The organism is Pseudonocardia sp. Cha107L01, assembly GCF_052566575.1.
Genome location: NZ_CP199579.1, coordinates 7,789,118 through 7,815,333 on the forward strand (window position 1 = coordinate 7,789,118; position 26,216 = coordinate 7,815,333).

General features: G+C 70.4%; 27 protein-coding genes and 1 tRNA gene. 9 read left to right on the forward strand and 19 right to left on the reverse strand.

The genetic code is table 11. The annotated features are described in order from the left end of the window. Positions 1-82: 82 nt before the first annotated feature. Positions 83-1,825 (forward strand): sensor histidine kinase, encoded by a 1,743-nt coding sequence (locus ACTXG6_RS36790; protein WP_445183934.1) that lies wholly within the window; start codon positions 83-85, stop codon positions 1,823-1,825. Next, positions 1,822-2,484: a response regulator gene (locus ACTXG6_RS36795; protein WP_445183935.1), complete on the forward strand. Its 663-nt coding sequence runs from the start codon at positions 1,822-1,824 to the stop codon at positions 2,482-2,484. The genes ACTXG6_RS36790 and ACTXG6_RS36795 overlap by 4 nt, the downstream gene beginning before the upstream one ends. Before the next feature lie 380 nt (positions 2,485-2,864). Here the strand turns inward: ACTXG6_RS36795 and ACTXG6_RS36800 are convergent, their stop codons facing one another. Then, a complete protein-coding gene (locus ACTXG6_RS36800) occupies positions 2,865-3,899 on the reverse strand; it encodes a bile acid:sodium symporter family protein (protein WP_445190201.1) in 1,035 nt (344 codons plus the stop codon). Positions 3,900-4,055: 156 nt separating this feature from the next. Between ACTXG6_RS36800 and ACTXG6_RS36805 the strand changes: the two genes are divergently transcribed. Further along, entirely contained in the window at positions 4,056-4,934 is an 879-nt protein-coding gene (locus ACTXG6_RS36805) for a LysR family transcriptional regulator (protein ID WP_445183936.1), read from the forward strand. A gap of 59 nt (positions 4,935-4,993) precedes the next feature. Here the strand turns inward: ACTXG6_RS36805 and ACTXG6_RS36810 are convergent, their stop codons facing one another. The 7 genes from ACTXG6_RS36810 to ACTXG6_RS36840 all read right to left on the reverse strand — a co-directional run bounded on the left by ACTXG6_RS36810 (position 4,994) and on the right by ACTXG6_RS36840 (position 12,362). Next, positions 4,994-6,967, reverse strand: coding sequence for a hypothetical protein (locus ACTXG6_RS36810; protein ID WP_445183937.1), 1,974 nt, complete (start codon positions 6,965-6,967; stop codon positions 4,994-4,996). Next, positions 6,960-8,378 carry an ATP-binding protein gene (locus tag ACTXG6_RS36815; protein WP_445183938.1) on the reverse strand — a complete coding sequence of 473 codons (1,419 nt, stop codon included), beginning with the start codon at positions 8,376-8,378 and terminating at the stop codon, positions 6,960-6,962. The genes ACTXG6_RS36810 and ACTXG6_RS36815 overlap by 8 nt, the downstream gene beginning before the upstream one ends. Before the next feature lie 102 nt (positions 8,379-8,480). Further along, the gene (locus ACTXG6_RS36820; RefSeq protein WP_445183939.1) at positions 8,481-9,284 is read right to left on the reverse strand and encodes an SCO1664 family protein; all 804 of its coding nucleotides are present in this window, start codon (positions 9,282-9,284) and stop codon (positions 8,481-8,483) included. A gap of 25 nt (positions 9,285-9,309) precedes the next feature. Further along, a complete protein-coding gene (locus ACTXG6_RS36825) occupies positions 9,310-9,891 on the reverse strand; it encodes a DUF3090 domain-containing protein (protein ID WP_445183940.1) in 582 nt (193 codons plus the stop codon). A 54-nt stretch (positions 9,892-9,945) separates the two neighbouring features. Beyond that, positions 9,946-10,656, reverse strand: coding sequence for a histidine phosphatase family protein (locus ACTXG6_RS36830; RefSeq protein ID WP_445183941.1), 711 nt, complete (start codon positions 10,654-10,656; stop codon positions 9,946-9,948). Between the two features lie 70 nt (positions 10,657-10,726). Further along, the gene (locus ACTXG6_RS36835) at positions 10,727-11,488 is read right to left on the reverse strand and encodes an SDR family NAD(P)-dependent oxidoreductase (RefSeq protein ID WP_445183942.1); all 762 of its coding nucleotides are present in this window, start codon (positions 11,486-11,488) and stop codon (positions 10,727-10,729) included. A 46-nt stretch (positions 11,489-11,534) separates the two neighbouring features. Next, positions 11,535-12,362: an undecaprenyl-diphosphate phosphatase gene (locus ACTXG6_RS36840; RefSeq protein WP_445183943.1), complete on the reverse strand. Its 828-nt coding sequence runs from the start codon at positions 12,360-12,362 to the stop codon at positions 11,535-11,537. 274 nt (positions 12,363-12,636) lie between these two features. On the opposite strand from ACTXG6_RS36840, the gene ACTXG6_RS36845 reads away from it, so the two are divergent. Next, positions 12,637-12,873 carry a DUF5703 family protein gene (locus ACTXG6_RS36845; RefSeq protein ID WP_445183944.1) on the forward strand — a complete coding sequence of 79 codons (237 nt, stop codon included), beginning with the start codon at positions 12,637-12,639 and terminating at the stop codon, positions 12,871-12,873. Positions 12,874-12,909: 36 nt separating this feature from the next. Here the strand turns inward: ACTXG6_RS36845 and ACTXG6_RS36850 are convergent, their stop codons facing one another. The 3 genes from ACTXG6_RS36850 to ACTXG6_RS36860 form a co-directional block, all read right to left on the reverse strand. Beyond that, positions 12,910-13,890, reverse strand: coding sequence for an NADPH:quinone oxidoreductase family protein (locus ACTXG6_RS36850; RefSeq protein ID WP_445183945.1), 981 nt, complete (start codon positions 13,888-13,890; stop codon positions 12,910-12,912). Continuing rightward, positions 13,890-14,657: an SDR family oxidoreductase gene (locus ACTXG6_RS36855; protein ID WP_445183946.1), complete on the reverse strand. Its 768-nt coding sequence runs from the start codon at positions 14,655-14,657 to the stop codon at positions 13,890-13,892. Before ACTXG6_RS36855 ends, ACTXG6_RS36850 begins: the two co-directional genes overlap by 1 nt. Before the next feature lie 81 nt (positions 14,658-14,738). Next, positions 14,739-16,070, reverse strand: a complete 1,332-nt coding sequence (locus tag ACTXG6_RS36860; RefSeq protein ID WP_445183947.1) for a M20/M25/M40 family metallo-hydrolase — start codon at positions 16,068-16,070, stop codon at positions 14,739-14,741. A 70-nt stretch (positions 16,071-16,140) separates the two neighbouring features. Between ACTXG6_RS36860 and ACTXG6_RS36865 the strand changes: the two genes are divergently transcribed. Together ACTXG6_RS36865 and ACTXG6_RS36870 are read left to right on the forward strand one after the other, a co-directional pair. Then, positions 16,141-16,226, forward strand: a tRNA-Leu gene (locus tag ACTXG6_RS36865). A 77-nt stretch (positions 16,227-16,303) separates the two neighbouring features. After that, on the forward strand, positions 16,304-16,711 hold the full coding sequence (locus ACTXG6_RS36870) for a hypothetical protein (RefSeq protein ID WP_445183948.1): 408 nt from the start codon (positions 16,304-16,306) through the stop codon (positions 16,709-16,711). Between the two features lie 140 nt (positions 16,712-16,851). On the opposite strand, the gene ACTXG6_RS36875 is transcribed toward ACTXG6_RS36870, so the two are convergent. Beyond that, a complete protein-coding gene (locus ACTXG6_RS36875) occupies positions 16,852-17,073 on the reverse strand; it encodes a recombinase family protein (RefSeq protein ID WP_445183949.1) in 222 nt (73 codons plus the stop codon). Further along, on the reverse strand, positions 17,013-17,507 hold the full coding sequence (locus ACTXG6_RS36880; RefSeq protein WP_445183950.1) for a recombinase family protein: 495 nt from the start codon (positions 17,505-17,507) through the stop codon (positions 17,013-17,015). The genes ACTXG6_RS36875 and ACTXG6_RS36880 overlap by 61 nt, the downstream gene beginning before the upstream one ends. Positions 17,508-17,674: 167 nt before the next feature. On the opposite strand from ACTXG6_RS36880, the gene ACTXG6_RS36885 reads away from it, so the two are divergent. Continuing rightward, entirely contained in the window at positions 17,675-18,694 is a 1,020-nt protein-coding gene (locus tag ACTXG6_RS36885) for a hypothetical protein (protein ID WP_445183951.1), read from the forward strand. A 374-nt stretch (positions 18,695-19,068) separates the two neighbouring features. After that, on the forward strand, positions 19,069-19,323 hold the full coding sequence (locus tag ACTXG6_RS36890) for a hypothetical protein (RefSeq protein ID WP_445183952.1): 255 nt from the start codon (positions 19,069-19,071) through the stop codon (positions 19,321-19,323). On the opposite strand, the gene ACTXG6_RS36895 is transcribed toward ACTXG6_RS36890, so the two are convergent. The 6 genes from ACTXG6_RS36895 to ACTXG6_RS36920 all read right to left on the reverse strand — a co-directional run bounded on the left by ACTXG6_RS36895 (position 19,320) and on the right by ACTXG6_RS36920 (position 24,472). Continuing rightward, a complete protein-coding gene (locus tag ACTXG6_RS36895; RefSeq protein ID WP_445183953.1) occupies positions 19,320-19,562 on the reverse strand; it encodes a hypothetical protein in 243 nt (80 codons plus the stop codon). The genes ACTXG6_RS36890 and ACTXG6_RS36895 overlap by 4 nt on opposite strands. Before the next feature lie 286 nt (positions 19,563-19,848). Next, positions 19,849-21,111 carry a glycosyltransferase gene (locus ACTXG6_RS36900; RefSeq protein WP_445183954.1) on the reverse strand — a complete coding sequence of 421 codons (1,263 nt, stop codon included), beginning with the start codon at positions 21,109-21,111 and terminating at the stop codon, positions 19,849-19,851. A gap of 89 nt (positions 21,112-21,200) precedes the next feature. Continuing rightward, positions 21,201-21,689 (reverse strand): hypothetical protein, encoded by a 489-nt coding sequence (locus tag ACTXG6_RS36905; RefSeq protein WP_445183955.1) that lies wholly within the window; start codon positions 21,687-21,689, stop codon positions 21,201-21,203. 300 nt (positions 21,690-21,989) lie between these two features. Beyond that, the gene (locus tag ACTXG6_RS36910) at positions 21,990-22,631 is read right to left on the reverse strand and encodes a DUF3558 domain-containing protein (protein ID WP_445183956.1); all 642 of its coding nucleotides are present in this window, start codon (positions 22,629-22,631) and stop codon (positions 21,990-21,992) included. Between the two features lie 68 nt (positions 22,632-22,699). Beyond that, entirely contained in the window at positions 22,700-22,963 is a 264-nt protein-coding gene (locus ACTXG6_RS36915; protein WP_445183957.1) for a hypothetical protein, read from the reverse strand. Positions 22,964-23,506: 543 nt separating this feature from the next. Then, positions 23,507-24,472, reverse strand: coding sequence for a diacylglycerol/lipid kinase family protein (locus ACTXG6_RS36920; RefSeq protein ID WP_445183958.1), 966 nt, complete (start codon positions 24,470-24,472; stop codon positions 23,507-23,509). Between the two features lie 716 nt (positions 24,473-25,188). Between ACTXG6_RS36920 and ACTXG6_RS36925 the strand changes: the two genes are divergently transcribed. Then, positions 25,189-25,479: an Hsp20/alpha crystallin family protein gene (locus ACTXG6_RS36925; RefSeq protein ID WP_445183959.1), complete on the forward strand. Its 291-nt coding sequence runs from the start codon at positions 25,189-25,191 to the stop codon at positions 25,477-25,479. Positions 25,480-26,216: the final 737 nt, after the last annotated feature.

A 26,216-nucleotide genomic window follows, 5' to 3' on the forward strand; every position in this document is an offset into this window, starting at 1 on the left:
CGCGTTGTCGGTCCGCTGTGCGCGTTCTCCGCTTTTTGCGCGTTGTGCTCACACGCCTGGTCAGAACGGGTACGTTGCTGCCATGTTCGGATCCGGCGTACTCGGCAGGCTCCGGTTCAGCCGGCAGATCTTCGTGTTGCAGACCGTGTTGGTGGTGCTGCTCATCGGCCTGGTGGCGGTCCTGGTCGGCTGGCTGCTGCGCAACACGCTCACCGACGAGTACGGCGAGCGGGCACTCGCCATCGCGCGGACCGTCGCGGCGGACCCCGAGGTGGTCACGGCGGTCGCCGCGAAGACCTCGGGCGGGGCGCTGCAGCACGAGGTCACCGACCTCACCGCGCGCACCGGCGCGCTGTTCGTCGTGGTCACCGACGACCACGGCATCCGGCTGGCGCACCCCGAACCGACCCAGGTCGGCGCGAAGGTCAGCACCGACGCGTCCGTGGCGCTGGCCGGGCGGGAGGTGGTCGGCGCGGTGGAGGAGGGCACCCTGGGCCGCTCGGTGCGCAGCAAGACACCGGTGTTCGGGCCCGGCGGCGCGGTCGTCGGCGAGGTCAGCGTCGGGTTCGCGGTGGCCGCCCCGGCCGTCGAGACCCGCCGGTTGCTGACCCTGCTCGGTGTGTTCACCCTCGTCGCCATGCTGCTCGGGCTGACCGCGTCCTGGCTGCTCAGCCGCCGGCTGCGCCGGCTGACCCACGGCGTGGAGCCGCGCGAGCTGACCGGGATGCTCTACGAGCACGAAGCGGTGCTGCACGGCATCGGCGAGGGCGTGCTGGCCGTCGACGCGCAGCACCGGATCTCGGTGCGCAACACCGAGGCGGAGCGGCTGCTCGGTACCCCGCTGCCGGTCGGTGGCCCGGCGGGCGAGCTGGCCGTGTCGCCGAGGGTGCACCGAGCGCTGCGCGAGCCCCCGATGGACAACGTGCTCGCGGTGGCCGGTGACCGGATCATCGTGCTCAACTCCCGGCCGGTGCGCCGCGACGACCGGGCGCTGGGCACCGTGCTCACCTTCCGGGACCGCACCGACCTGGACATGCTGACCCGCGAGCTGGACTCGGTGCGCTCACTGACCGACGGGCTGCGCGCCCAGCGCCACGAGTACTCCAACCGGCTGCACACCCTGTCCGGGTTGCTGCAGCTCGGCCACCGTACCGAAGCGCTGGACTACCTGCAGACGCTCACCGAGACCGGTGCCGGGCGGCCCAGCGGTATCGACGGCGCGGTGCGCGACCCGTACCTGAGTGCGCTGCTGCTGGCCAAGACGGAGCAGGCCAGGGAGAAGGACGTCGAGCTGCGGCTCACCGAGGACTCCTCGGTGCCGGGTCTGGTGGACGACCCGGTGGCGGTCACCACCGTGCTGGGCAACGTGCTGGACAACGCGCTGCGGGCCGCCCAACTGGCCTCCCGGCGACCCGCCTGGATCGAGGTGACCCTGCTCGCCGACAGGGAGACGCTGCACCTGTCGGTGCAGGACAGCGGGCCGGGGGTACCGCCCGAGCTGCGGGCATCGGTGTTCGACGAGGGGGTCACCACCAAGCTGACCCCCGGTCACGGGCTCGGCCTGGCACTGGCCCGGCACGAGGCGCGCGGCCGGGGCGGCGATCTCTGGCTGGTCGACGGCGGCACCCCGAACGGCGGCACCCCGAACGGCGGCACCCCGAACGGCGGCACCCCGAACGGCGGCACCCCGAACGGCGGCACCGGGAACGGCGGCACCGGGAACGGCGGTGAGGCGGAGGGCTCCGAGGGCGGCGCGCTGTTCGTGGCCGCGCTGCCCGGGGTGCTGTCCGCGCCGGCCAGCTCACCGGCTGGCGGTGGCCGGTGATCCGCACGTTGATCGTGGACGACGACTTCCGGGTGGCCGGGGTGCATGCCGGCTTCGTCGCGGACGTGGCCGGCTTCGAGGTCGTCGGGGTGGCCCGGACGGCGGCCGAGGCGCGGGCCAAGGTGCGTGAGCTGCGACCGGACCTGCTGCTGCTGGACATCTACCTGCCCGACCAGTCCGGGCTGACGCTGCTCGCCGAGCTGGCCACCGACACCGTGGTGCTCTCCGCCGCGTCGGACGCACGCACGGTGCGCGCCGCGATCCGCGCCGGCGCGCTGAACTACCTGGTCAAACCGTTCACCCGGCGCCAGCTCGCGGACCGGCTGGCCAGTTACGCGCGCTACCGCGGCGTGCTGGACACCGACCGGGGGCTGACCCAGGCCGAGGTCGACCGGTCGTTCCGCGTGCTGCACGAACAGGACCGCACGCTCGCGCCGAAGGGCCAGTCACCGGCCACCTCGCGGCTGGTCTCGGAGCGGCTGCGGGCCACCCGGGCGCCGCTGTCCGCCGCGGAGGTCGCCGCCCAGCTCGGCATCGCGAGGGCGACCGCGCAGCGCTACCTCACCGCGCTGGCCGACGCCGGCACGGTCGAGATGCGGCTGCGCTACGGGGTCACCGGCCGCCCGGAGCACGAGTACCTGTGGGCGGCCGGCGGCTGACCCTGTCGGGAGGGCCGGGGCCCCCTACCACCACTCCTCGGGCAGCTTGGACTCGATCGCTCTGAGGTGGGCGCGGGCACAGTCGGCGCACATCCAGCTGTTCCGACCGTCCGGTCCGCGATCGCACACCCACGACAACGAGCTGGCCGGCCCGGGGTCGCCTGGGCGACCGCAGGCGCGGCAGGTTTCCGGTTCGTTCATCCGCCAGAGTGTGCCGGCACCGACCGGGGTCGATGACCACCGCCCGCCCAGCACGCGCCTCCCTCGACGACCGGCAGCTCCGGTGCGCCCAGCGATGGCGCTCTGTTACGACTGGGCTACCAAGACTGGGCTACCAAGACTGGGCTACGGAAACTGGGCCACGCCCCCGGCCCAGCCACCTAGGCGTTGCTGGGCACGCCGAGTGTCTTGCCGGTCCCGGCCGCACCACGGCCGGCCCCGTCCTCGACGGCGGCCGCGCCGGGAACGACGGCGGCGGTCACAGCCCGAGCCTCGGTCTGGCGGGCATAGCGGCCGGCCAGCGAAGCGCACACCATCAGCTGGATCTGGTGGAACAGCATCAGCGGCAGCACCAGCAGCCCGACCCCCTGGCCGGCGAACAGCACCCCGGCCATCGGCAGCCCACTGGCCAGGCTCTTCTTGGAGCCGCAGAACAGGATGGTGATCCGGTCCGCCCGGGGGAACCCCAGCCAGCGGGGCACCAGCGAGGTCACCGCGAGCACCACGCCGAGCAGCACCGCGTCGGTAACCGCGAGCATGCCGAGCGAAGCCAGCGACAGCTGGTGCCAGAGCCCGGCGGCCACCGCCGCACTGAACGCCGTGTAGACGACCAGCAGGATCGACCCCCGGTCCACCACCGCCAGCATCCGGTGCTGCCGGGTCACCCAGTCCGCGAGCCAGCGCCGGAGCAGCTGCCCGAGCACGAACGGGGCCAGCAGCTGCAGCGCCACGTCGAGCACCGCCCCGCCGGAGATCCCACCGTGCGCGGACATCAGCAGCCCGACGAGCAGCGGGGTGAACACGATCCCGGCCAGGTTGGACAGCGAGGCGGCGCAGATGGCCGCCGGCACGTTGCCCTTCGCCACCGAGGTGAACGCGATGGAGGACTGCACGGTGGACGGCAGGCAGCACAGGAAGAGCACGCCGAGCGCCAGCTGATGCGGCAGCACCGAGGTCGGGATCCACTGGGCGGCCAGCCCGAGCAGCGGGAACAGCACGAAGGTGGCGAGCAGCACCGTGCTGTGCAGCCGCCAGTGCCGCAGCCCGGCGACCGCCTCGCGGGGGGACAACCGGACCCCGTAGAGGAAGAACAGCACCCCGATGGCCAGCGTGGTCAGGTGCGAGACGTCGACCGCGGCGGCGCCGTGAGCCGGGAGCAGCGCGGCGACCGCGACGGTGAGCAGGATCAGCACCATGAAGGTGTCGATCGGCAGGCGTTTGCGCACGCGCCCCAGTTGGCTCAGCAGTCGGTTCACATCTTCGATGATGCGTGCGGAACAGTGATTCGGAAACGAGTATGCCGCGATGATTGTCATCACAGCTCGGACTAATGGCAGGTTAAGCTGTTGGACGTGTTGGACCCCACACACCTGCGGTCGTTCGTCACGGTCGCCCGGCTGCTGAGCTTCACCCGCGCCAGCGAGCACCTGGGGATCCGACAGTCCACCGTGAGCCAGCACATCCGGAAGCTGGAGGCGGCGATCGGCCGGCCCATGCTGGTCCGGGACACCCACTCGGTCGCGCTCACCCCGGACGGCGAGGCGATGCTCGGTTTCGCCGGCACCATCCTGGACGCATCGGAGCGGGCCATCTCGCACTTCGGCGGGCCGCAGATCCGGGGCCGGCTGCGCTTCGGCCTCTCCGAGGACCTGGTGCTCAGCCGGCTGCCCCAGATCCTCACCGAGTTCCGTCGCCGGCACCCGCTGGTCGACCTCGAGCTGACCGTCGGGCTCGGCGCCACCCTGCGACACCAGGCCCAGAACCGCGAGCTGGATCTGGTGTTCGCCAAACGCACCGCCGGGCAGACCGAGGGGGTCCCGGTGTGGCGGGACCGGTTCGTCTGGGTGGGCGGCGCCGAGCTCCCCGGCCTCGGCCCGAACGACCCGGTCCCGCTGGTCAGCTACCCACCGCCGAGCAGCTCGCGGACCGCCGCGGTCGCCGCGCTGGAGGCCACTGGCCGGCCGTGGCGGTTGGCCTGCACCAGCGGCAGCCTCAGCGGGCTGCACGCCGCCGCGCTGGCCGGCCTCGGCGTCATCCCGCACGCCGAGACGCTGATCCCCGCCGGCCTGAGCCCGGTCCCCGCGAGAGCCGCTCTGCCGCCACTGCCCACGTTCGAGTTCGTGCTGTCCAGCGGGCAGCACACTTTCGACGGCCCGGGGGCCGCGCTGGCCGAGACCATCCTCAACTCGGCCGACCGGCTGCGCTCCGGCGAAAAACGGGACACGCCTTAGCTTGTGAGTGGCAATGGTCGCTATGACGGTCGGTATGACGACCATCGCCACTCACTAGGTCAGCGGCGGGTGCGCAGGTAGTCGGCGACCACCTCGGCGCCGAGCCCGTCCAGTGTCGGAGCCACCACGCGGCCGCCGCAGCGGCGTGCCACGTCGTCCATGAAGGCCGCCAGCCGGGGGTCGTCGCCGAGCACGAAGAAGGTGAACGCCGCCTTCATGCCCGCCAGCCGGTCCACCTCGCCGACCGTGGCCCGCAAGGTGTGCAGGCTCGGTGGGTAGTCGAAGTACGCCTCGCCGTCCGGCTCCAGGTGCGCGGTCGGCTCGCCGTCGGTGACCACCAGCACCACCGGCATGGCATCCGAGTGCTTGCGCAGGTGCCGCTCGGCCAGCATCAGCGCGTGGTGCAGGTTGGTGCCCTGCGCGTACGCGCCCTCCAACCCGACCAGCTCGCCCAGCTCGACGGTCTGCGCGTGCCGACCGAAGGTGATCAGCGCCAGGTCGTCGCCCCGGAACCGGGTGGAGATCAGCTGGTGCAGGGCCAGCGCGGTGCGTTTCATCGGTACCCAGCGGCCCTCGGCCACCATCGACCAGGAGGTGTCCACCAGCAGCGCCACCGCGGCCCGGGTGCGTTGCTCGGTCTCCACCACCTCCACGTCGCTCACGTCCAGCCGCCTCGGGTCGCCACCAGCGCGCCTCAGCTCAGCGTTGAGCAGGGTGCGCGGCACCGACCAGGCCTCGGTGTCGCCGAACGCCCACGGCCGGGTCGCCCCGGTCGCCTCGCCGGCCGCGCCGGAGCGACGGGTCTCCCGCTCGCCCCGCCGCGCCCCGATCCGGTCCACCACGTCGCGCAGCGCGGACTCCCCCAGCCGCCTGATGGCCTTCGGGGACAGCTGCAGCGACCCGTCGGCGGCCCGCTCGAACAGCCCCTGGCGCTGCAGCTCGCGCTCCAGGTCGGCCAGCGTGCGGGCGTCGACCCTGGCGTCCTCACCGAGCAGGTCGCCGATCGCGTCCAGGTCGATGTCCTCCAACCGGGCGCCCGGGTAGCTCTGCGCCAGCTGCTCCGCCAGCGCGTCCAGCTGCCCGAGCTCCTCCATGGCCCGGGTGGCCTCGCCCATGCCCATCGGGTTGTCGCCGCGGAACCGCCCGGAGCCCTGCCAGTCCTCGCCCGGCCGCAGCCCCTGCAGCTGGGCGTCCAGCTGGGCCAGGGCCTGTGCCAGCCGGGGGTCGCCGAACGCCTGCTGGGCCAGCTCGGCCAGCTCGGCGCGCTGCTCGGCGGACATCGAGTTGAGCATCCGCTGCGCGGCGGCCGCCCGTGCCGCGAGCAGGTCGACCAGCTCGTCGGTGTTCTGGGGGTTCTCCGGGAAGAACTCGCCGTGCTTGGCCATGAACTCGCTGAACTGCTGTGCGGTGTCCTGCCCCTGGGCATGCTGGGCCAGGAGGTTGTTGAGGTCGTCGAGCATCTCGCGAACCCGCTCGACGTCCTCCGGGCTGGCGTTCTCCATCGCCTGCTTCATGCCCTCGAAGCGCTGGTCCAGCATCTCCCGGCCGAGCAGGTCGCGGATCTCCTGGTACGCCTCGCGGGCCTCGGCGGAGCGCCAGTCGTAGGAGTCCAGCTCCCGGACCGCGCCGCCGGTGTCGCTCGGCAGCGCGTCGAGCTGCATCTCCCGGAACCGGGCGTCGTCACTGTCCTCGTTGCCCAGTGCCTCCCGCTCGGCGTCCATGGCGCGTTGCAGCAGCTCGCGGACCTCCTCCAGGGTGCCGTCCAGCCGGTTGTCGCGTTGCAGGTCGCGGCGGCGTTGCCAGACCTGGCGGGTCAGGTCGTCCAGACCGCGCCGGTTCTGCATGCCCCGGCGCAGCAGTTCCTGCAGGGCCTGCCGGGGGGACGAACCCTCCATCACGTCCCGGCCGATCTCGTCCATCGCGGCGCGGATGTCGAACGGCGGGGCCAACGGGTCCGGCCCGCCGGCGTAGGGCCCGTACGCGTACCGGCGGCGGCGCCGGCCGCGCTTTCCGGTGAACGGGGACTCAGCCATAGCTGACCGTGTCACCGTCGTCGGACTCGTCCTTGGCCAGCTTGCGGGTGAGGAACAGGTACTCCAGAGCCAGCTCGGCGGCCGAGGCCATCGGGCCGGGATCCTCGGTGCCGGACGCGTCGAGGCGCTTGGCCACCTCGGTGAGCGCGGATACGGACGGCAACGCGGCCACGACCTCGGCCGCCGGCACCCGCTCGCCGGTGCGCACCGGTCGGTTGGCGACCTGGTCGGCCAGCTCGGACAGGTCCACCCCGCGCAGCGCGAACCGCGCGGTGTCGGCGATCGCCCGGCGCAGCAGGTGCTCCAGGATCTCCTCCTCCCGGCCCTCCTCGCCGGAGGCGAACTCCAGCTTGCCGCGCAGCACGGCCGGTACCGACTCGAGATCGACGGGGCGGGCGTATGCCCTGGTCTCCCCGGTGATCGCGGCCCGGCGCAGCGCGGCGGCGGCCACCGTCTCGGCGGCGGCCACCGCGAACCGGGCGGACACCCCGGACGACTGGTCGACCGCCGTGGAGTCGCGCAGGTGCCGGGTGAACCGGGCGACCACCTCGATCAGGTGCCTGGGGACGTCGGCGACCAGCTCGGCCTCCTGCTGGACGAGCGTGATCTCGTCGGCCACCTCCAGCGGGTAATGGGTGCGCACCTCGGCCCCGAACCGGTCCTTGAGCGGGGTGATGATCCGCCCTCGGTTGGTGTAGTCCTCGGGGTTGGCGCTGGCCACCAGCAGCACGTCCAGCGGCAGCCGCAGCGTGTAGCCGCGGACCTGGATGTCGCGCTCCTCCATCACGTTGAGCAGCGAGACCTGGATCCGCTCGGCCAGGTCGGGCAGCTCGTTGATGGCCACCACGCCGCGGTGCGCCCTCGGCACCAGGCCGAAGTGGATGGTCTCCGGGTCGCCCAGCGAGCGGCCCTCGGCGACCTTCACCGGGTCCACGTCGCCGATCAGGTCGGCGACCGCGGTGTCCGGGGTGGCGAGCTTCTCGGTGTACCGCTCTGAGCGGTGGCGCCAGCGGACCGGCAGGTCGTCGCCCAGTTCGGCGGCCCGCCGGATGGAGATGGGTGCGATTGGCTCATAGGGGTGCTCGCCCAGCTCGGAGCCCTCGATGACCGGGGACCACTCGTCGAGCAGCCCGACCAGGGAACGCAGCAGGCGGGTCTTGCCCTGGCCGCGCTCGCCGAGCAGGACCACGTCGTGGCCGGCGATCAGGGCGCGCTCCAACTGGGGGAGAACGGTGGATTCGAAGCCGACGATGCCGGGCCACGGGTCGCGGCCCTCACGCAGCGCGGCGAGCAGGTTGTCACGGATCTCGTTCTTGACGCCCCGCAACGTATGACCCGACGCGCGGAGCGCGCCGAGGGTGCGGGGAGCTTCTGTGGGTGCTCGATCATCTGCGCTGTGAGGTACTGGCACCTCTCCACGCTACGTCGCAACGGCGTAATCCGCCGCACACTTGTGGTGGTCCGATGGATCAGTGCCGATGTCCGCGGTGATCCACTGGAGCAGGGCGGCGGCTTAGAAGGCCGGCCAGGGGATCGCCGGGCCGTACCCGGACGGCTCCGGGAACCTCGGGGTCGCCAGCAGCCCGTCCACCCGCTCGGACAGTGCGCGCAGCTCACGGCGGGTGAGGTGGTCCGCGAGCCGGGTGCGCAGGCCGTTGTCCAGCTCGCGGCGCACCGCCCGCACCGTGGCCCTCAGCTCGGTGGGCAGCTTCTGGCCCACCCAGCCCCAGAGCACGGTGCGCAGCTTGTCCTCCTCGTGCAGGCAGATCCCGTGATCGACGCCGTAGACGCGTCCGTCGACACCGGCGAGCACGTGCCCGGCCTTGCGGTCGGCGTTGTTCAGCACGACGTCGAGTACGGCCATCCGTTGCAGCTCGGGGTGGTCGGCGTGCACCAGCACGGCCGGCTCGCCGAGGGAGTCCCGGGCCCGCAGCACGGTCAGCCAGCCGTCCGGCACGTCGCTCGGCGCCAGCACGTCGACCAGCCCGCCGTCCTCGTCGGTGTCGATCCACAGCTGCACCATGCCCGGGCCGAACGGGCCCTCCCGCAGCAGCGTCGGCGGCACCATCACGCAGCCGTCCGGGGCGAACGCCTCGGCGAGCAGGTAGCTGGCGTACTCCCGGTCGGCGAGCGTGCCGTCCGGGAAGTCCCAGAGCGGCCGCTCGCCCCGGATCGGCTTGTACACGCACTTGGCGCGCACCCCGTCGAGCTCGATGTCGCAGAACAGGGTGGCGTTGGAGGCGTTCACGATGCGGCCGGTGACCTCCAGCCGCCCGGCGCTCAGCAGCCCGGGCACGGCCGGGTCGAGTGGATCCATCGGGGTCAGTGTCTCGCGTCCACGCTCAGGCTTCGGGTTCCCCGGTCACCGCACGCCGGTGGAAGCCGTTCTGCCTCGGGCAGATGTGCCCCTCCGGGTCCAGCGGCTCGGCGCACAGCGGGCACGGTGGCCGGCCGGCGGAGATGACCCGCTCGGCGCGGGTCGCGAAGGCACGGGCCTGGATCGGGGACAGGAACACCCGCACCGCGTCCGGGCCCTCCTCGGTGTCGTCCAACACCACCGACTCGTCGACCTCTTCCTCAGTGAACGCCAACAACTCCACCACTATCGAGCGAGAGTCGGCGTCCCAGCCGAGGCCCATGGTGCCGACCCGGAACTCCTCCTCGAGCGGCACGACGAGCGGCTCGGTGTCCACCTGCTCCTCGTCGACCTCCTCGGTGACCTCCGCGCCGAACCGGCGGGAGATCTCGGTCAGCAGCGCGCTGATCCGCTCGGCGAGCACGGTGACCTGCTGTTTTTCCAGCAGCACGCTCACCGTCCTCGAGTCTTCGACGGCCTGCAGGTAGAACGAGCGCTCGCCAGGCTCCCCGACGGTGCCGGCGATAAACCGGTCGGGCTGGCGGAAGACATGAATGACACGTGGCATGACAACCTCGACACTAGGCCACCGACCGCGCCCGGGCACGGCGGTACCGTCAACTCAAGATACCCCGGTTGCTCCGCCGACCACGGCGTCGGAACTCGGTTTCGCGGGGCGCCGGCGGCGGCCCCGCTTGGGTGGTGGCAGCAGTCCGGAGATGTCGCCCCCGGTGTCGTTGACCCGGCCGACGAACGGCCGCGTCTCGGTGTAGTGCACCACACTGATCGAGCACGGGTCCACCACGATCCGCTGGAACGAATCCAGGTGCAGCCCCAGGGCGTCGGCCAGGATCGACTTGATCACGTCACCGTGGCTGCAGGCGACCCACACCGCGGTGGGACCGTGCTCAGCGGTCACTTTCGCGTCGTGCGCCCGGATCGCGGCCACCGACCTGGCCTGCATCGCGGCCAGGCCCTCGCCGCCGGGGAACACCGCGGCCGACGGGTGCTGCTGCACCACCCGCCACAGCGGTTCCTTGAACAGGTTCTTCAGCTCCCGGCCGGTCCACTCGCCGTACTCGACCTCGGCGAGCTGCTCCTCGACCGCCGCGGTGAGTGCCCGCCCGGCCAGCAGCGGCGCCACCGTCTGCTGGCAGCGCTGCATCGGCGAGGTCACCACGGCCGCGATCGGTACCGGTTTGAGCCGCTGGGCGAGCGCCCAGGCCTGCCCCTTCCCGGTGTCGTCGAGCTCGACACCGGGGCTGCGGCCGGCAAGGACGCCCGACGTGTTCGACGTGGACCGGCCGTGCCGCAACAGGATGAGGGTCGTCACGACCGCCCACGTTACGTCCCGATCAACGATCCCGCCGCCGGCCCCCACTGAGTCCGGCGCTGAGTCCGGACTATCGGACCTGGTCGGTCGGCCGGATCAGCACCTCGTTGATCGCCACGTGCGCCGGCTGGGTGACCACGTAGAGGATGGCGTTGGCGATGTCCTCGGACTGCAGTTCGCGCATCGACTCGCGCATCTTCTCGGCGCCCTGCTTGGCTCCGGGGTGGGTGATGTGGTCGACCAGCTCGGTGGCCACCGCACCGGGTTCCACCAGCGAGATCCGCACCCCCTTGGCGGTCACCTCCTGGCGCAGCGACTCGCTGAACGCGTTGACCGCCCACTTGCTGGCGTTGTACACACCGGCACCGACGCGGGCCTGCCGGCCGGCCACGCTGGAGATGTTCACGATCTCCCCGGAACCCTGCTCGAGCATCCCCGGGACGGCGGCGTGGGTGAGGTACATCAGCCCGAGCACGTTCGTGTTGACCATGCGGCGCCAGTCCTCGGTGTCCGCGTCCACGATCGGGCCGAGCAGCATCACCCCGGCGTTGTTCACCAGCACGTCCAGGCCGCCCAGCTCGGAGCGGGTGCGCGCCACCGCGGCCTGGCAGGCGGCCTCGTCGGTGACGTCGAGCTCCAGCGCCAGCACCGTGACGCCTTCGCCGCGCAACCGCTCCGCCAGCGCGTCCAGCCGGTCCTTGCGCCGGGCGCCGAGCGCCACCGAGGCGCCCGCCCTGCCCAGTGCGACCGCGGTGGCCTCACCGATGCCGGAGGAGGCGCCGCTGACCAATGCAACCTTGCCGGCCAGTGCGGCCGAAGACGGGGTGCTCACGTTTCGCCACAGTAGGCCGGGGAGCCCCGGCCCGCCGCGCGGGACCTCAGCTCGCGGTCAGCCAACCGGCCGACAGCGTGATGATGATCGCGATCCCCAGCACCACGCGGTACGGCACGAACGCGGTGATCCGGTTGGTCGAGACGAAGCGCAGCAGCCAGGCCACCGAGGCGTACGCGACGATGAAGCTGACCACGGTGCCCACCGCCGTCGGCAGTGCCCCGACGCCCTGCCCCAGTGCCTTCGGCGTCTCCAGCACACCGGCCCCGACCAGCGCCGGAATGCCCAGGTAGAAGGCGAGCTTGGTGGCGGTGACCCGCTCGACCCCGCGCAGCAGCCCCGCGCTGATCGTCGCCCCGGAGCGGGACACCCCGGGGAACAGCGCCAGACACTGCGCGAAGCCGACGACGAGCACGTCGACGACTCCGAGGTCCGCCTCGCCCTTGTTCTGTGCCGGGTTGCGCTCGGCCCACCACATCACCGCGCTCCACAGGATCAGCGAGAAGGCGACCACCCACAGGCTGCGCAGCGGCCCCTCGATCAGGTGCTTGGCCGCCAGCCCGACGATGCCGATCGGGATCGACCCCAGGATGATCAACCAACCGAACCGGAACTCCTCGGAGCCCCGGCCGGATGGGCGCACCAGGCCGATCAGCCAGCCCCGGATGATCCGGGCCAGGTCCTTGGCGAAGTACACCAACACCGCGATGATCGCGCCCACCTGGATGACGGCGGTGAAGGCGGTGACCGCGGGGTCGTCGGTGCGCAGCCCGAGAAGTTTCTCGGCGATGGTCAGGTGCCCGGTGGAGGAGACCGGCAGGAACTCGGTCAGTCCCTCGACGATTCCGAGAACCACGGCTTGAAAGAGGTTCAACCCACCACCCGAGTCGGAGTCCGGGCGCGGCCCATCCGCACCCGGCGATCAACCTATCGCCCAGGCGCGACGGCCTCACCGGGACCCGTCCCTCGCCGCGCTGGGCCACTCGGTGGCACACACTTCGAAGGACTACCCGAGAAGGTGACATGAACCTGAGCCGGCGAGCTGTTGACATCTACCGACCATGAACAGCGGCCCCTAAGGTGGGGCCACCACGCCACATCGAGGTGGCTGTGGAGGAAGTTTCGCGGACCATGGGTGGAGGTGGCCGGTGGAGCGGACGAGCACTGGCACGATCGAAGGAGACAGCGTCGACGGGGAATGGGAGTACCGGCCGCTCCGGCTGCCGCCCGATGTATCTCGGGTCACGGCGTCGGTGCGGCTGGCGATTCAGGCCGAGTTCGGTGGTTGGGAGCTCTCCCGGGTGCGGCTCTACCCCGGCGGCGAGCGCAGGGTGTGGCTGCGGCGGCGGCGCACCAAGCACATGTTGCCCAACCTGACCGACTGAGTAACCCCGGGCGGGCGCTCGCTGGCATGGAGCCCGCTAGGGGACGAGAACCACCTTGCCCACGGTGCCCCGGCCGGCCAGCCTGCGCAGCGCCTCCGGCGCCTCGGTGAGCGGCAGCTCGGCACCGACCAACGGGTTGATCTTGCGCTGGGCCCACAGCTCCACCAGCGCGTCCTGCCACCTCGGGATCAGCTCCGGCGCCATCCGCTGGTAGTAGCCCCAGTGCACGCCGATCACGCCGTAGTTCTTGACCAGGATGTGGTTGGTCGGCGCCTCGGCGAACCGGCCGGCCACGAACCCGATCACCAGGATCCTGCCCTCGAACGCGACCACCTTGCGGGAGGCGTCGAACACGTCCCCGCCCACCGGGTCGTAGATCACGTCCGCGCCCCGGCCGCCGGTGATCTCCTTCACCCGGGCCACCAGGTCCTCACCGGAGTAGTCGATCACGTGGTCGGCACCTTGCGCGCCGGCCACCGCGCACTTCTCCGGCCCACCGGCGCTGGCGATCACGGTGGCACCGGCGGCCTTGCCCAGCTGCACCGCCGCACTGCCCACACCACCGGCGGCGGCGTGCACCAGCAGCGTCTCACCCGGCTGGAGCCGGCCCCGCTGGTGCAGCGCGCAGTAGCCGGTCTGGTAGGTCACGAACATGCCGGCCGCCTGCCCGGCGGACATCCCGTCCGGCCAGGCCCAGGTGTGCGACTGGGGCACCGTGGCGTACTCCGCGTAACCGCCGCCGTGCGCCCCGGTCTGGCCGATCACCCGGTCGCCCACCGTCGACGTCGTGCCCTCCCCGACCGCCACCACCTCGCCGGCGAGCTCCATGCCCGGGGTGAACGGCAGCGGCGGCCGCTCCTGGTAGCGGCCCTGGCAGATCAGGATGTCCGGGAAGTTGCAGGCCACCGCCGCCACCCGGACCACCACCTCGCCGGGCCCCGGGGTCGGCACCGGCAGCTCGACGAACTTGAGCACCTCGGCCGGTTCACCGAGCTCGGCCACCTGCCAGGCGCGCATCAGTGGCTGAGCTTGAGCGACGGCGGCGGGGTGCCACCGGCCGGGCCCGGGACGCCGCGGAAGCCGTACGGGGCGGGTTCGCGGCCGGGCTGGACGTACCACGCCTCGCCGGAGTTGCCCCGGTCCAGGATGCCCTCGACAGCGTCGGCCACATCGTCGGGCACGAGCATCGGGAAGTCGCCGAACTGGTCGCGGTGGTCGGCGATGAGCGGGGTGTCCACGAAGCCGGGGCAGACGGCGCAGGCCCGGATGCCCTCCTCGGCCAGCGACTGGCCGACCGCGCGCATGTAGCCGACCACGGCGTGCTTGGTCATCGTGTACAGCGCGTCACCAGCCATCGGCAACAGCCCGGCCAGCGACGCGGTGGCGATGATCGTGCCGCCGCCCGCCCGGCGCAGCGCCGGCACGGCCGCGCAGGTACCGAACACGACGTGGTCGACGTTCACACCGACGAGCTGGCGGTACTTGGCGACGTCGAGGTCGGTGACCCCGGACTGGCCGGCGGTCAGCCCGGCGTTCAGGAAGACGATGTCCAGCCGGCCGAAACGGTCCTCGGCCACCGAGGTCAGCATCGGCATGATGTCCGGGTCGGAGACGTCGCCCGGCAGCGCAAGGCCAGCCACCTCGTCGGCGATCCGGCGGGCGGCCTCCTCGTTCCGGTCGATGATCGCCACGTGCGCGCCGGCCGCGCTCAGCCGCCGGACCACCGCGGCGCCGATCCCGGACCCGCCGCCGGTGACCAGCGCGCCTCTACCCTTGAGATCCATCCCGCAACCCCTTCCCGCGACTGCTCGCGGTCTGAATGTCCATGGTCAGCTCCGTTGCCGCCGATGAGGGTGGCGCGGGTGTCAGCAGGTGCGCAGGAACCGGTCCAGCACGCGGGCACCGAACCGCAGCGACTCGACGGGCACCCGCTCGTCGACACCGTGGAACATCGAGGCGAAGTCCAGCTCGGGCGGCAGCCGCAGCGGCGCGAACCCGAAGCAGCGCACGCCCAGCTTCTCCTCGAAGTGCTTGCCGTCGGTGCCACCCGAGAGCATGTAGGGCACCGCGCGCGCGTCCGGGTCCTCGGCGCGCAGCGCCGCGCCCATGGCCTCGACGAGATCGCCTTCGAAGCTGGTCTGCATGGCCGGCAGGTGGGTGACCCACTCGCGGGTCACGTCCGGGCCCAGCAGCTCGTCCACCTCCCGCTCGAACGCGGCCTCCCGCCCGGGCAACACCCGGCAGTCCACGACGGCCTCGGCGGTGGACGGGATCACGTTCGCCTTGTAGCCGGCGCTCAGCATGGTCGGGTTCGCGGTGTCCCGCACGGTTGCGCCGACGATCCGGGACAGCGGACCGAGCTTGCGCACCGAGCCTTCCAGGTCGTCGAGCGGGAACTCCAAGCCGGTGACCTCGGAGATCGTGTCCAGCAGCTCGCGAACGGTGTCGGTGAGCACGATCGGGAAGCGGTGGTTGCCGAGCCGGGCGACAGCCTCGGCGAGGGTGGTGACGGCGTTGTCCTCGTGCAGGAAGGAACCGTGGCCGGCCTTGCCCCTGGCCCGCAGCCGCATCCAGGCCATGCCCTTCTCGGCGGCCTCGATCAGGTAGAACCGGGTGGGGTCGCCCTGGCGGTCGGGCAGTGTGAGGGAGAACCCGCCGACCTCGCCGACGGCCTCGGTGCAGCCGGCGAACAGGTCCGGCCGGTGCTCCACGAGCCAGCCCGCGCCGTACTTGCCGCCGGCCTCCTCGTCGGCCAGGAAGGCGAACACGAGGTCGCGGGGCGGCACGACACCGTCGCGCTTGAACCGGCGGGCGACGGCCAGGGTCATCCCGACCATGTCCTTCATGTCGACCGCGCCCCGCCCCCACAGGCAGCCGTCCTGGATCGCCCCGGAGAACGGATGCACCGACCACTCGGACGGGTCGGCCGGCACCACATCCAGGTGGCCGTGCACCAGCAGCGCACCCCGCGACCGGTCCGCACCGGGCAGCCGGGCGAACACGTTGTCCCGCCGCGCGGCCCCGGACTCCACCATCTCGATCTCGTAGCCGACCTCGGTCAACTTGGCCGCCACGTACTCGGCGGCCTCGCGCTCGCCGACCACGGTCGCCGGATCCCCGGTGTTGGTGGTGTCGATCCGGATCAGGTCGGCGGCCAGTTCGACGGCCTCGTCCTCGGCAGAGATGCTGGGTGTCACCGGATCTTCCTACCATCGGTGGTGGGGTTACGGGTGCCCCGCGGGGGTCAGCTATCCTGCTCCCACCACGGTCCGAGTGGCGGAATGGCAGACGCGCTAGCTTGAGGTGCTAGTGCCCTATTAACGGGCGTGGGGGTTCAAGTCCCCCCTCGGACACGCGCACTACCTACACGGGGCTGGGCTGTGACATCTACGGCCCGCTCGTGGGGCTCGTATCGGAGCTGAATCCGAAGTTGCTGGTAGAGGCGGCTGAGGCTTGCCGACCTGGCGTCCACGAGCGTCGCCCCTACATCTCCGAGCGAATCGACCATGGCGTAGATCTCGGCACCGGCGAGCAGTTCCGGGGCAGATGTGTTCTCCAGCTCCGCTCGTGCCGCGACGCGTTCGGCTTGTGCCTCATTGATGCCCTCGACCAGGGCAGCGGGATCAGCCCCCGCCTCGATGGCCGCCTGAAGTCGGCGCAGTCGCGCGTCAGCCTTGGCGAGTCGGGCCTTCACCGCTTCTTTCGCGCTGGAGCGACCGCCAGCACCGTCCTGCGATGCGACCAGCGCCGCGACCGTCTGGTCGACGTTCTCCCGCGTGAACAGGGTGCCGCCAACGCCGCCGCCCCGGGGGCGAGCGTGCGCGCCGTGCAACGGTAGTAGGTGCCGCTCCGGATCGTGGAGCCCTGCATTTTGCGGCTACAGATCCCGCAGCGCATCAGCCCACGCAGCACATAGTCGCGCGCCGTCACTCGGCCACCCCGGTCCGACTTCCGAGCAGTGGCAAGACCGCCGACTGCCTACGACCGACGGAGTAGCTGCACCTGGGTAAAGTCCTCGACCGACACGATCGCTGGATGCGCCGGCTGTCGCGAGCGCACCACCCGCTCCGCGTTGGCCCGCCGGAACCGGACTACATGCCCGGCCGCTACATCATCGGGATCGAGCAGCATCTCGTGCTTCACGTACCGGCCGAAGATCGCGTACCCGGTGTATCGAGGGTTGTCCAAGATCCATCGCACGGTGCTGCCCTGCCAGCCGTCAGCGAGCCGGTGGCGGTTCTGGTCCGGCCGCCGCGCGGACGGGCAGGGACGTCGTCGCGGTTGAGCCCGTGGGCGATGGCCCGGTCACCCCGCCCGTCAAGGTACTCGGCGAAGATCCGCCGCACCACCTCCGCCGAGGCCTCCTCGATCGCCAGTACTCGCAGTCGATAGCCCTCCGCGGCCTTGCGTGGATTCTGGTGCGGCCCCGCGTCCACGACGACATAGCCGTACGGCGCCCGGCCGCCCTGATGCCGACCCTCAGTCACGACTTGGGCATCCATCGCGGCGCGTACCCGCGCCTGTACATGCTGGCGCTCGGACTCGCTCATCCCGCCGAGCACGCTCATCAACATCTTGTGCGACGGGTTGCGGGCCTCGAACTTCCCGCCCAGCTCAGGTACCCATAGATCCACCCCGTACGCGGCCGGGCGCTCCGTCGACCTCGGTGACGCCGCACCGGATGTCGATGGCAGTGTCCGAGCGCCTCCTGGGGGTGGCCGAATGGGCGGTCCGCCATCTACCGGAGTGAGGTGTTTGCGTCACCGGTTTCCCGGCGCTCCGCGCGGGTACCGCCAGCGCCATGGCAACCAAGACCGACTTCACACCCGAAGAATGGACACTGCTGCGAGCCGCGCCGGTGCTGGCCGGGCTGCGGGTCGCCGTGGCCGACCACGGCGGGAACTTCGACGAGGTCGCCGCGATCGCCCAGGCCTTCGTCGAGGCGCACGAGCGGTTGTGGTCGACACCGCCCAGGGGCGGGGTGGTCGAGGAGATCATCGCCGACGGGCCGTTCTACGACCGCGCCCACTTCGGCGACTCGCCCGACAAACTCGACGCCGAGCGGATCACCGAGGCGAGCACCACGAGCCTGCGTGACGCCGTCGCCCTGCTGGAACGAAAGGCCAGTGCGGCCGAGGTGCAGGCATACCGCGAGTTCGTGCTCGACCTGGCGCGACGGGTCGCCGAGGCCCACCAGGAGGCCGGAATGTTCGACCACCGCGCCAGCCCGGTCAGCGAACGCGAACGCGCCGCGCTGGCCGAGCTGGCTTCGGTGTTCCCGGCCGCGCCAGCCGCAGGTACCGTCAACGCCGTCACGAAGACCGACTTCACACCCGAAGAATGGACACTGCTGCGAGCCGCGCCGGTGCTGGCCGGGCTGCGGGTCGCCGTGGCCGACCACGGCGGGAACTTCGACGAGGTCGCGGCGATCGCCGAGGCCTACGGCGCGGCGCACGAGCGGTGGTGGTCGAACCCCGGCGAGGGCGGGCTCGTCAATGAGATCATCGCCGACGGGCCGTTCTACGACCGCGCCCACTTCGGCGACTCGCCCGACAAACTCGACGCCGAGCGGATCACCGAGGCGAGCACCACGAGCCTGCGTGACGCTGTCGCCCTGCTGGAACGAAAGGCCAGTGCGGCCGAGGTGCAGGCATACCGCGAGTTCGTGCTCGACCTGGCGCGACGGGTCGCCGAGGCCCATCAGGAGGCCGGCGTGTTCGACCACCGCGCCGGCCCGGTCAGCGAACGCGAACGCGCCGCGCTGGCCGAGCTGGCTTCGGTGTTCCCGGCCGGCGTGCGGTCGCCAGCGCTCCAACCGTAGAGAAGTCACTGCCTCCAACAGGTCGCGCGCCCGGGCGGCCGCCGCGGGGGCACGCCGGCGGGTCGATTGGCGTCGTTGCCTCCGGACCGCGGCGAGAGGGAAACTCGATTGCACGACGATGGAGGGCGTGCGTAAGGACCACGCGCTGCACACAGATGGTTCGAGCATCAACCCCGCGACTGATGTCGAGCTTCGCTTCGGCTGCGCGGCGGAGGTGGCCATTGCGGTGGGCCGCGGAGGCGGTCAGCAACCCGGTGGAGCTGTGGCACCAGCCGGGGCGACCTGGCCATCAGCATCTATCCGCCAGCGGAGACCGGGCCAACCACAATCTGAGGATTCCCCTCGCCGGCGTTGAACTCGAAGCGGACCTGGGGATGCCCGAGACGCCGCGCGGGGCGGTGCTGTTCGCCCACGGCAGCGGCAGTGGCCGGCACAGCCCACGCAACCGCTTCGTCGCCGCGGAGCTCAACCGCGCCGGCCTGGCCACCGTGCTGGCCGACCTACTCACCCCGAGGGAGGAACAGCTCGACCTACGGACCGCGGCGCTGCGGTTCGACATCGACCTGCTCGCCGCGCGGTCACCAGGTTGTCCGACTGGGCGACCTACGCCGCGCCCACCGTCGGCCTAGGTATCGGCCTGTTCGGGGCCAGTACCGGCGCGGCGGCCGCGCTCATCGCCGCGGCGAACCGGCCCGCCACTGTGCAAGCCGTCGTATCCCGCGGCGGACGACCCGACCTGGCCGACGCGCACCTGCACCAGGTGCACCAGCCCACCTTGCTGATCGTCGGACAAAAGCGACCCCGTCGTCATCGAACTCAACCGCCAGGCGATGCGGAAACTGCGCGGGCCGAGCCGTCTGGAGATCATTCCGGGTGCCTCGCACCTGTTCGAAGAACCCGGCACGTTGGAACAGGTGGCGCGCCTGGTGCGGGATTGGTTCCTGCGCCACCTCCAGCCAAACCCACCCAGTGGCAACCATGGCTGAGGCCTGATCGGCGGCCAGCTCGGCCACCCGGGATCCGGTCCAGTGCGGCGCGAAGGCCCTCCCAGATCAGCTGTTGGTATGTCTCACCGCGTCGGCCCGCTTGGGAGGTCGAGGAAACGGGGCGCGACGGGGAGTCTCGCAAGGTCGGCGACCTGGCGTGGGTACCTTTCAATGTCGCCGGCGGCCACCGGCAGTGGTCGAGGCCGCACGCCGTGCGCCGTGCGCCGTGCGCCCGCATAGCGTTGCTGGCGAGTGCAACAGGCGCTCGTAGAGCTGAACCGTCTCGGTGGCAACCCGACGCCACCCGTAACGTGCCAGAACACGGTCCCGGCCGGCCAGCCCCAGGCCGGTTCGGCGACAGGGTTCGCGCAGCAGCACGCGTGCCACGCGAGCCAGCTGATCGGGTCGGCGCGCTGGGACATGCAACCCGGTCACCCCATCCACGACAGCGTCCGCGAGGCCTCCGACGTCGGCGCAGAGAACGGGGAGGCCGCAGCCCATGGCATCGAGTGCAAGTTTGCCCGTGCTATGCGACCACGGCACGCTCACAACCGCGTCTGAGCTGCGCAGCAGGGGCGGCACCTGGTCGGATGGGATGCCGCCGAGCAGCGTGACCCGGTCCGCGACCCCAACCCGATGGGCGAGATCCCGGATCCGCCGGGCGTCCCCATCGCCGGCGAGCGCGGCGGCTGGCGGCCCGCCCGTGACGATCAGTTCGGTGTCCGGCAGCGCGCTCAGCGCGCTCACCACGTCGTCGACGCCGTGCTGAACGGCAAGCGGGTCGAGCACGACGAGCCGGTACCGCACCGAGTGGAACAGGGCACTGCCGTCGGGGCTCATCCGCTGCACGTCCACCCCGTACGGGATCACGGAAATTCGGCTCCTGGGCACACCGAGGCGGACCAGGTCGGACAAGTCCGTCGCGCTGTGCGCGATGACGGCGTCCGCCTTTCCCGCGATGGTTCGCTCGACGTGCCCGCATCGGTGTCCCGCCAGTGACACGGTCGGCCTGGACCAGGGTCCATCGACACCGAGCCCGTGGAACGTCTGCACCACCGGGAGACCACGATGCCGACGGCCGGCCAGCAACGCGGCCAGCCCGTACACCCAGGCGTGCGCGTGAAGCACGTCGGGGGGCTCGCCGCGCCATGCGCCGGCCAGCATGTCGGCAAACTCGCCGAGATGCTGGCAGACGTCGACATTGTTCAACGCGACCGGCGGGCCGGCGGGCAGGGCCGATATCGCGGGCCCCAGGCCGGTCCGGAGCCGTTGGACGTCCTCCGGCCCGCATCGACGGGTGTAAATGATCACTCGATGGCCCAGGCTTCCCAATGCAATGGCCAACTGATGCGACTGGACCTCCCCGGCGTCCCGATACGTGCCGTTCAAGCCCGGTGAGTGAACGCCTGGAATCAGCATGGCGATGTTCACGCATGGGCCTCTCCCCGGGCGTGCGGTGTGTGGGATGTATGCGGAGGAAACACGGAGCCTGCTCGACGCCTTCGGGCCCGGCCACGCCTTCAGAACCCGGGGTCGTCGGCGGGTGCCCCGTTGGCCGGTGCCTCGGCCGGCGGCGGCATATCCCGTTGGCCGTTCAAGCGGCGCACAATCTCAGGGTCCGGCTCGACGGGGTGACCGAGTACCGGTCGTTTCTCGACGGCGATCTGAGTCTCCGCGATCAGCGTGCTCAACTGCTGCTCCCGAAGCCTGGACAGAACCGCCATCGTGACGCCGTGCGCCAACGCGGTGAGCAGCAGCAGGACACCGATCCGAGCCAGCAGCGGCTGAATGCCCGCATTCGGATCAAGACCGACCGAAGCGACGAGCGCAACCGCGCCCAACATGACCAGGTGAAATAGCACAGTGGCCAGCGTGGCGACCTGCCGGGCACGCCCGGGCCGGTAGACCTCGCCCAGGTAGCCGACACTGCCCCGGAACACCAGGTGGCCATCGATCGCCACGATTAGCGCACCCAGCAACAGGATCAGCAGTGGCTCAGCGCCGTCCATCGCGTCGCTCCTCCCCATTCGAACGTCCGAAGAGACCGCGACCCGGAACGACGTGGCAACCAAGCGACTCAGTCGGCCCGGGCCGACGTCCCACCCCACTCTGGGGACTAGCGGCGTCCAACGCAGCGGCCTGGGGTTGCCAAATCCACTAGGCCGATACTGCCATCACGGGACAGAGCCAGCCTTCGTGCATCCTGGCCGGGCCGCTGTCTGATGGAAGCGGCCCGGGCCGCCGGAGGTTCTCCCTTGTCGTGACACGGCACATCGGCTCTCCCCCGCGGCACCGGGGCAGGTACCGAGTCAATGGGACAGCGTCTTGAGTGTCTGAATCATCAGTTCAGCGGCTTGGGCAGCCTTTCGGCAGGCGAGGGGACGTGTCGAGGGGACTCCATTCGATGGATTGGGTCCGCCGACGTAGGCGACCAGCAGGCTCTGTCCGTCAGCCACGTCGATGTACAGCTCGCAGGCGTGGTTGGGATCGGCGGTGGGGTCGCTGGTTTGCACCGCGGGAAACCCCGCGACTTGAACGGTCTGCGCATGAGGATCGCTCAGCGCGGTCGCCGCGCTTTCGGAGACAAGAGTGCGCGCGATCCAGGTGTCTGCGGGGTCCGCCGAGGCGGTGCTCCACACACATTCCGCATCTCCTTCCTCGGTGCTGCCGTAGGGGGTGCCGGCGCCCACTCCCAGCTGACTAACCTGAGGACCGACCAACAGCGCGCACGGCTCGACACCGGTCAAGGGCAGGTTGGCAGGACGAGGCGGAAGAACCCGAGCTCGAGCGGCTGAATTGGCCGCGCTCGAGGACCGCGGGGCCGAACCGGGCGCGCCACCCGTCCCTGATCCGCAACCCGCCGTGCAGCGCAGCAGCAATCCGAAAATCAACGCCAGCCACATACGCCAACCCCAAACCGGGACCAGTGGCTGGTCAGCCTCATCCGACATCGGTTCCTCCTCCCCTGTCACGCGCGTACGCCTCGCCGAGATTCGGAAGCGTTTGGCAAGGGGCGGGATCAACGCGGCGGCTGCGACATCTCCGCAACCTCAATGATTCGCTTCGCCAAGACGAGCGAGGAACGGTACGGCTCCTCAGTCGTTGATCCGCCCGCGACGAGGGTCTTCTCGGCACTCTGGGCGAGGGCATCAAGTAACGTGGCGAGAGGGAAATCGCCCCACCACGGCGGCGCCGCCATTGCATGGCGAGCAAAGCGTCGCACTGCCTCAGCGGCATCGCGAAGCCAGTGCACGACGCCGGACACTTCCTCATCCGGGACCATTGTGAGCCCTTCTGTCAGCGCATCGTGTACGTGTCACTAATTCGTGGCCGCACGGAAGCAAGGGCCCGATCCAGCCATGCCTCGACCCACTCCATAAACAACGCCGCAGTGAAGACTCCCAGGGGTATCGCAATCACCACCACTTCATCCCACCCATCCAGTCGGCTGCGTTTCGCATGAGTCAGGTTGTTCTCCAGTGGCTGTTCTGACGGCTGTCGTCCGTCGTGACCACTAGCCGCGCTGCCCACCATGCCCGAACGAGGTTTGTCGGTCCTCGGCCTTTCGGAGCCAGGTTCGTCGGCCTCAGCGCTCTTCCGAGAGCAGCTATCGGCGGAACGCCCGCTCGAGTCCGTCGGAGGCCCTGCCACTCCACGGGTCCACGACAGCGATCGACTCCACCGGACCAAGAGAAGGGACACGTCCGGGCTGTGTGAGTCAACGTCAGAGACCAACGTCGCAATGCTCGCCCACACCAGGTCGTCCGTCCTAGTCGGCCGCGAACCGGCCCACCAGAGCCAACATGGTGAATGAAACCTTCCGACCTCACCAGCGCAGGGTGAGTCGGCGATCAACGAGGTCATTCCGAGATGGCTGCAGCAGCCGCAATGCACCGGGACGTACATCGAACGCGAGAGGGCTTTCGAGCTCAACGGCCTCTCCATCGATCCCTGCAGGAATCGACCGCGTGTCGGTGGTCATCGTCTGGTGCACCGTCGGCCAGGCAGCGACCAATGCACGACCGCTGACTAATCGGCCTGTTCCGCGCAACAGCCGCGCCGCGAATGGGCGGTCCGCTCCGGGAAGACCGACCAGGTACACCCACAACGTGCCCTCATCTAGACGGGGACGGAGTGCCGGACCTGGCGCGATACCCGGGGAATAGGCGTTGTTCGACACCAGCGCTACCAGCACCTGTTCGGGGGCCAGCACCCGGGCGGGAATCGCGGTGCTCAGCGACGCGCATCGGCCCCGCTGAAACATGGCACGCCGGACATACCGCGCCGCGACACGAACACGGCGGTGGCGATACTCGGGATCGCGAACCATGGCTGCGTAGAAACCCACCGAGACATTGTCCAGGAACACCCGCCCGTTGACCGTTCCCACATCGACTCGGACCTCGTGCCCGTCCGCGATGGCCGCGAGCTGACGGGCTGGATCGATGAGGTTAGCGCCGCAATCCTTGGCGAAGTGGTTGCGCGTGCCACAGGGCACAACAATCAGGGGAACGTCGAAATCGACCGCGACAGCCGCCACCGCGCTCATCGTCCCGTCACCCCCCGCCGCTGCCAGAATCTGCGCGCCTCCATCCACCGCATCCCGCGCAAGGACATCAGGCCCACGACCCGCACACACCTCATGAACGTCGATCTGCCGTGCGTGTGCGACCTGACGCACATGAGCCTGCAGCGTGCCCTGGCCCGCCGCCGGATTCAGGATGAGGCCGACGGTCGGTATCGCCGCCGTCTCGTCGTGTGTCGGAAGCACGTTGATGGCCAGACAATTCACTCATTACGCCGTTGCTTTTGGCGTGCTTTGGACGGAGGCCGCGGCGCGCCTCGAGTGAAGCGCGTGGGGACCAACGGGACGCTCGAAGGTCCGGATAAGCCCGGCGCAAGCATGGGACCCACGCTCTCAGCCGTCGCCGGGATGCGCCTGCATCCACCATGCCCGGATCGGCTCCCTGACTTCACGCCCGGGGGACCAGGCGACGCACCCGCGACGCAAGGACTCTGCTGTCTGTCGCCTGGCGCATGTCACGAGCATGAGATGGTCCCGAACTGTTCGGGCTGACCCACTCAGCGATCAGAGCGTCTCCCACCTAGCCGATAATGTCGCACTCCTTCAGTACCGAGACATTTGACCACCCGATATCCCGCACGCTCACGGATGACTCGACGCGTCCCGCCCCATACTGGTACCGGAGGTCGAATCGCAATCCGGTGTTGGACTTGCTGGACCGAGGCGGCCCTGGGCTCGGGAGCTGATCATTATCGACGGATAGCGGGGCGACCTGCTCGGACCGATCGGAAGGAACAGGGCAATGACCCTGCCCGTGAAGCGCGAAGACCGGATGCCGACAGAACGAGGTTGGGATCGGCTCCCCCAGCTCCAGGACATCTATGCGGAGATGGGTCGGATGTTCCGGGACTCGGCTGGACAACTCGGCGCGAGCTCGAACCCGTGGATGCCCTGGTCACCGGCGATCGACCTAGAAGAGACCAATGACGCCTACCTCGTCGAGATGGAGCTCCCCGGAAGCGAACAGGGGCGACGTCTCGGTCGACGTGGCCCAGAACGAGGTCCTTGTGCACGGCGAGATCAAACGCCGGGAGCGTAAGGGCATCCTGCGCCGACAGACTCGCAAAATCGGTCAATTCGACTACCGTTTCACGTCGCCCAGCGACGTCGATACCGACAAAATCACCGCGGAGCTGAGAGAGGGCGTCCTCAGCCTGCGCGCCCCAAAGGTCGAGGAAGCCAAACCTCGACGGATCCAGGTGACAGTGAAATAGCGGAAGGGCAAGCCGCTCTACCGCCAGGACACGCCGTGGATGTTAAACAATCCGATGGCGGCCCAAGGCGCCAACTCTGGCTTCGATATTGCTGACCCCCTCACCTACGCATGCTCCGGCGGTCAGGTTGGCCATGCGGTGGAGCGGGGGCAGGTCGATCGACACCGGGAATCCGAGTTCGTGCGCCATGTCTGTGCGACCTAAACGATCACCAGCGTCGCGTCGCGCTGCGTACGGCGTCCACACCGGCTCTGATCAGCGGTGCGGCGCTCGTAACTACGATGAGGCCCCGCTACGCAGGGCTCGTGGGGCCCCGCCACAGCCTGACCAACATCAGTTTCTCGGCCCCGGTACCGCTCACGGTTCGGGTCATGGCGCGAGGAAATGGACGGGCGCGGCGTCGAGTGCGCCGCTGTCGCTGCTCTGCTGCCTGTACGGCACGTCACCTACCGCGTCTTGACTCTCGCCGAGATGGCCCTGCCGTGCTCCGACGGCATGCAGGTCTTCATCTCGGCGAGGGACGACTGTGCCCGACATCCGCGCCACCTCCGGCCCGAGCATTGGCACACCAACACGTTCGGTGCACCTCTGCGGACGCAGGCGACCACTTGGGCACATACGTTGCCCCACCACGCTAGCGGAGAGCACACCACCGGCTCCCGGGTCAGCGGTCGACGAGGGGGCGGCGCGGGTTCCAGGTGGTGCCGCGCCGCCGATGGCCGATCTGGACCGGGTGA

Excerpts from the sequence above, each read along its gene's own strand:
- ACTXG6_RS36790 (WP_445183934.1), top strand. The coding sequence starts at position 83 with ATGTTCGGATCCGGCGTACTCGGCAGGCTCCGGTTCAGCCGGCAGATC.
- ACTXG6_RS36855 (WP_445183946.1), bottom strand. The coding sequence starts at position 14,657 with ATGGATCTCAAGGGTAGAGGCGCGCTGGTCACCGGCGGCGGGTCCGGG.
- ACTXG6_RS36905 (WP_445183955.1), bottom strand. The coding sequence starts at position 21,689 with ATGGACGGCGCTGAGCCACTGCTGATCCTGTTGCTGGGTGCGCTAATC.
- ACTXG6_RS36825 (WP_445183940.1), bottom strand. The coding sequence starts at position 9,891 with ATGCCACGTGTCATTCATGTCTTCCGCCAGCCCGACCGGTTTATCGCC.
- ACTXG6_RS36800 (WP_445190201.1), bottom strand. The coding sequence starts at position 3,899 with ATGGTGCTGATCCTGCTCACCGTCGCGGTCGCCGCGCTGCTCCCGGCT.
- ACTXG6_RS36915 (WP_445183957.1), bottom strand. The coding sequence starts at position 22,963 with ATGGTCCCGGATGAGGAAGTGTCCGGCGTCGTGCACTGGCTTCGCGAT.
- ACTXG6_RS36925 (WP_445183959.1), top strand. The coding sequence starts at position 25,189 with ATGACGCCTACCTCGTCGAGATGGAGCTCCCCGGAAGCGAACAGGGGC.
- ACTXG6_RS36850 (WP_445183945.1), bottom strand. The coding sequence starts at position 13,890 with ATGCGCGCCTGGCAGGTGGCCGAGCTCGGTGAACCGGCCGAGGTGCTC.
- ACTXG6_RS36820 (WP_445183939.1), bottom strand. The coding sequence starts at position 9,284 with ATGGATCCACTCGACCCGGCCGTGCCCGGGCTGCTGAGCGCCGGGCGG.
- ACTXG6_RS36910 (WP_445183956.1), bottom strand. The coding sequence starts at position 22,631 with ATGTCGGATGAGGCTGACCAGCCACTGGTCCCGGTTTGGGGTTGGCGT.
- ACTXG6_RS36885 (WP_445183951.1), top strand. The coding sequence starts at position 17,675 with ATGGCAACCAAGACCGACTTCACACCCGAAGAATGGACACTGCTGCGA.
- ACTXG6_RS36810 (WP_445183937.1), bottom strand. The coding sequence starts at position 6,967 with ATGGCTGAGTCCCCGTTCACCGGAAAGCGCGGCCGGCGCCGCCGCCGG.
- ACTXG6_RS36895 (WP_445183953.1), bottom strand. The coding sequence starts at position 19,562 with ATGATCTCCAGACGGCTCGGCCCGCGCAGTTTCCGCATCGCCTGGCGG.
- ACTXG6_RS36890 (WP_445183952.1), top strand. The coding sequence starts at position 19,069 with ATGCCCGAGACGCCGCGCGGGGCGGTGCTGTTCGCCCACGGCAGCGGC.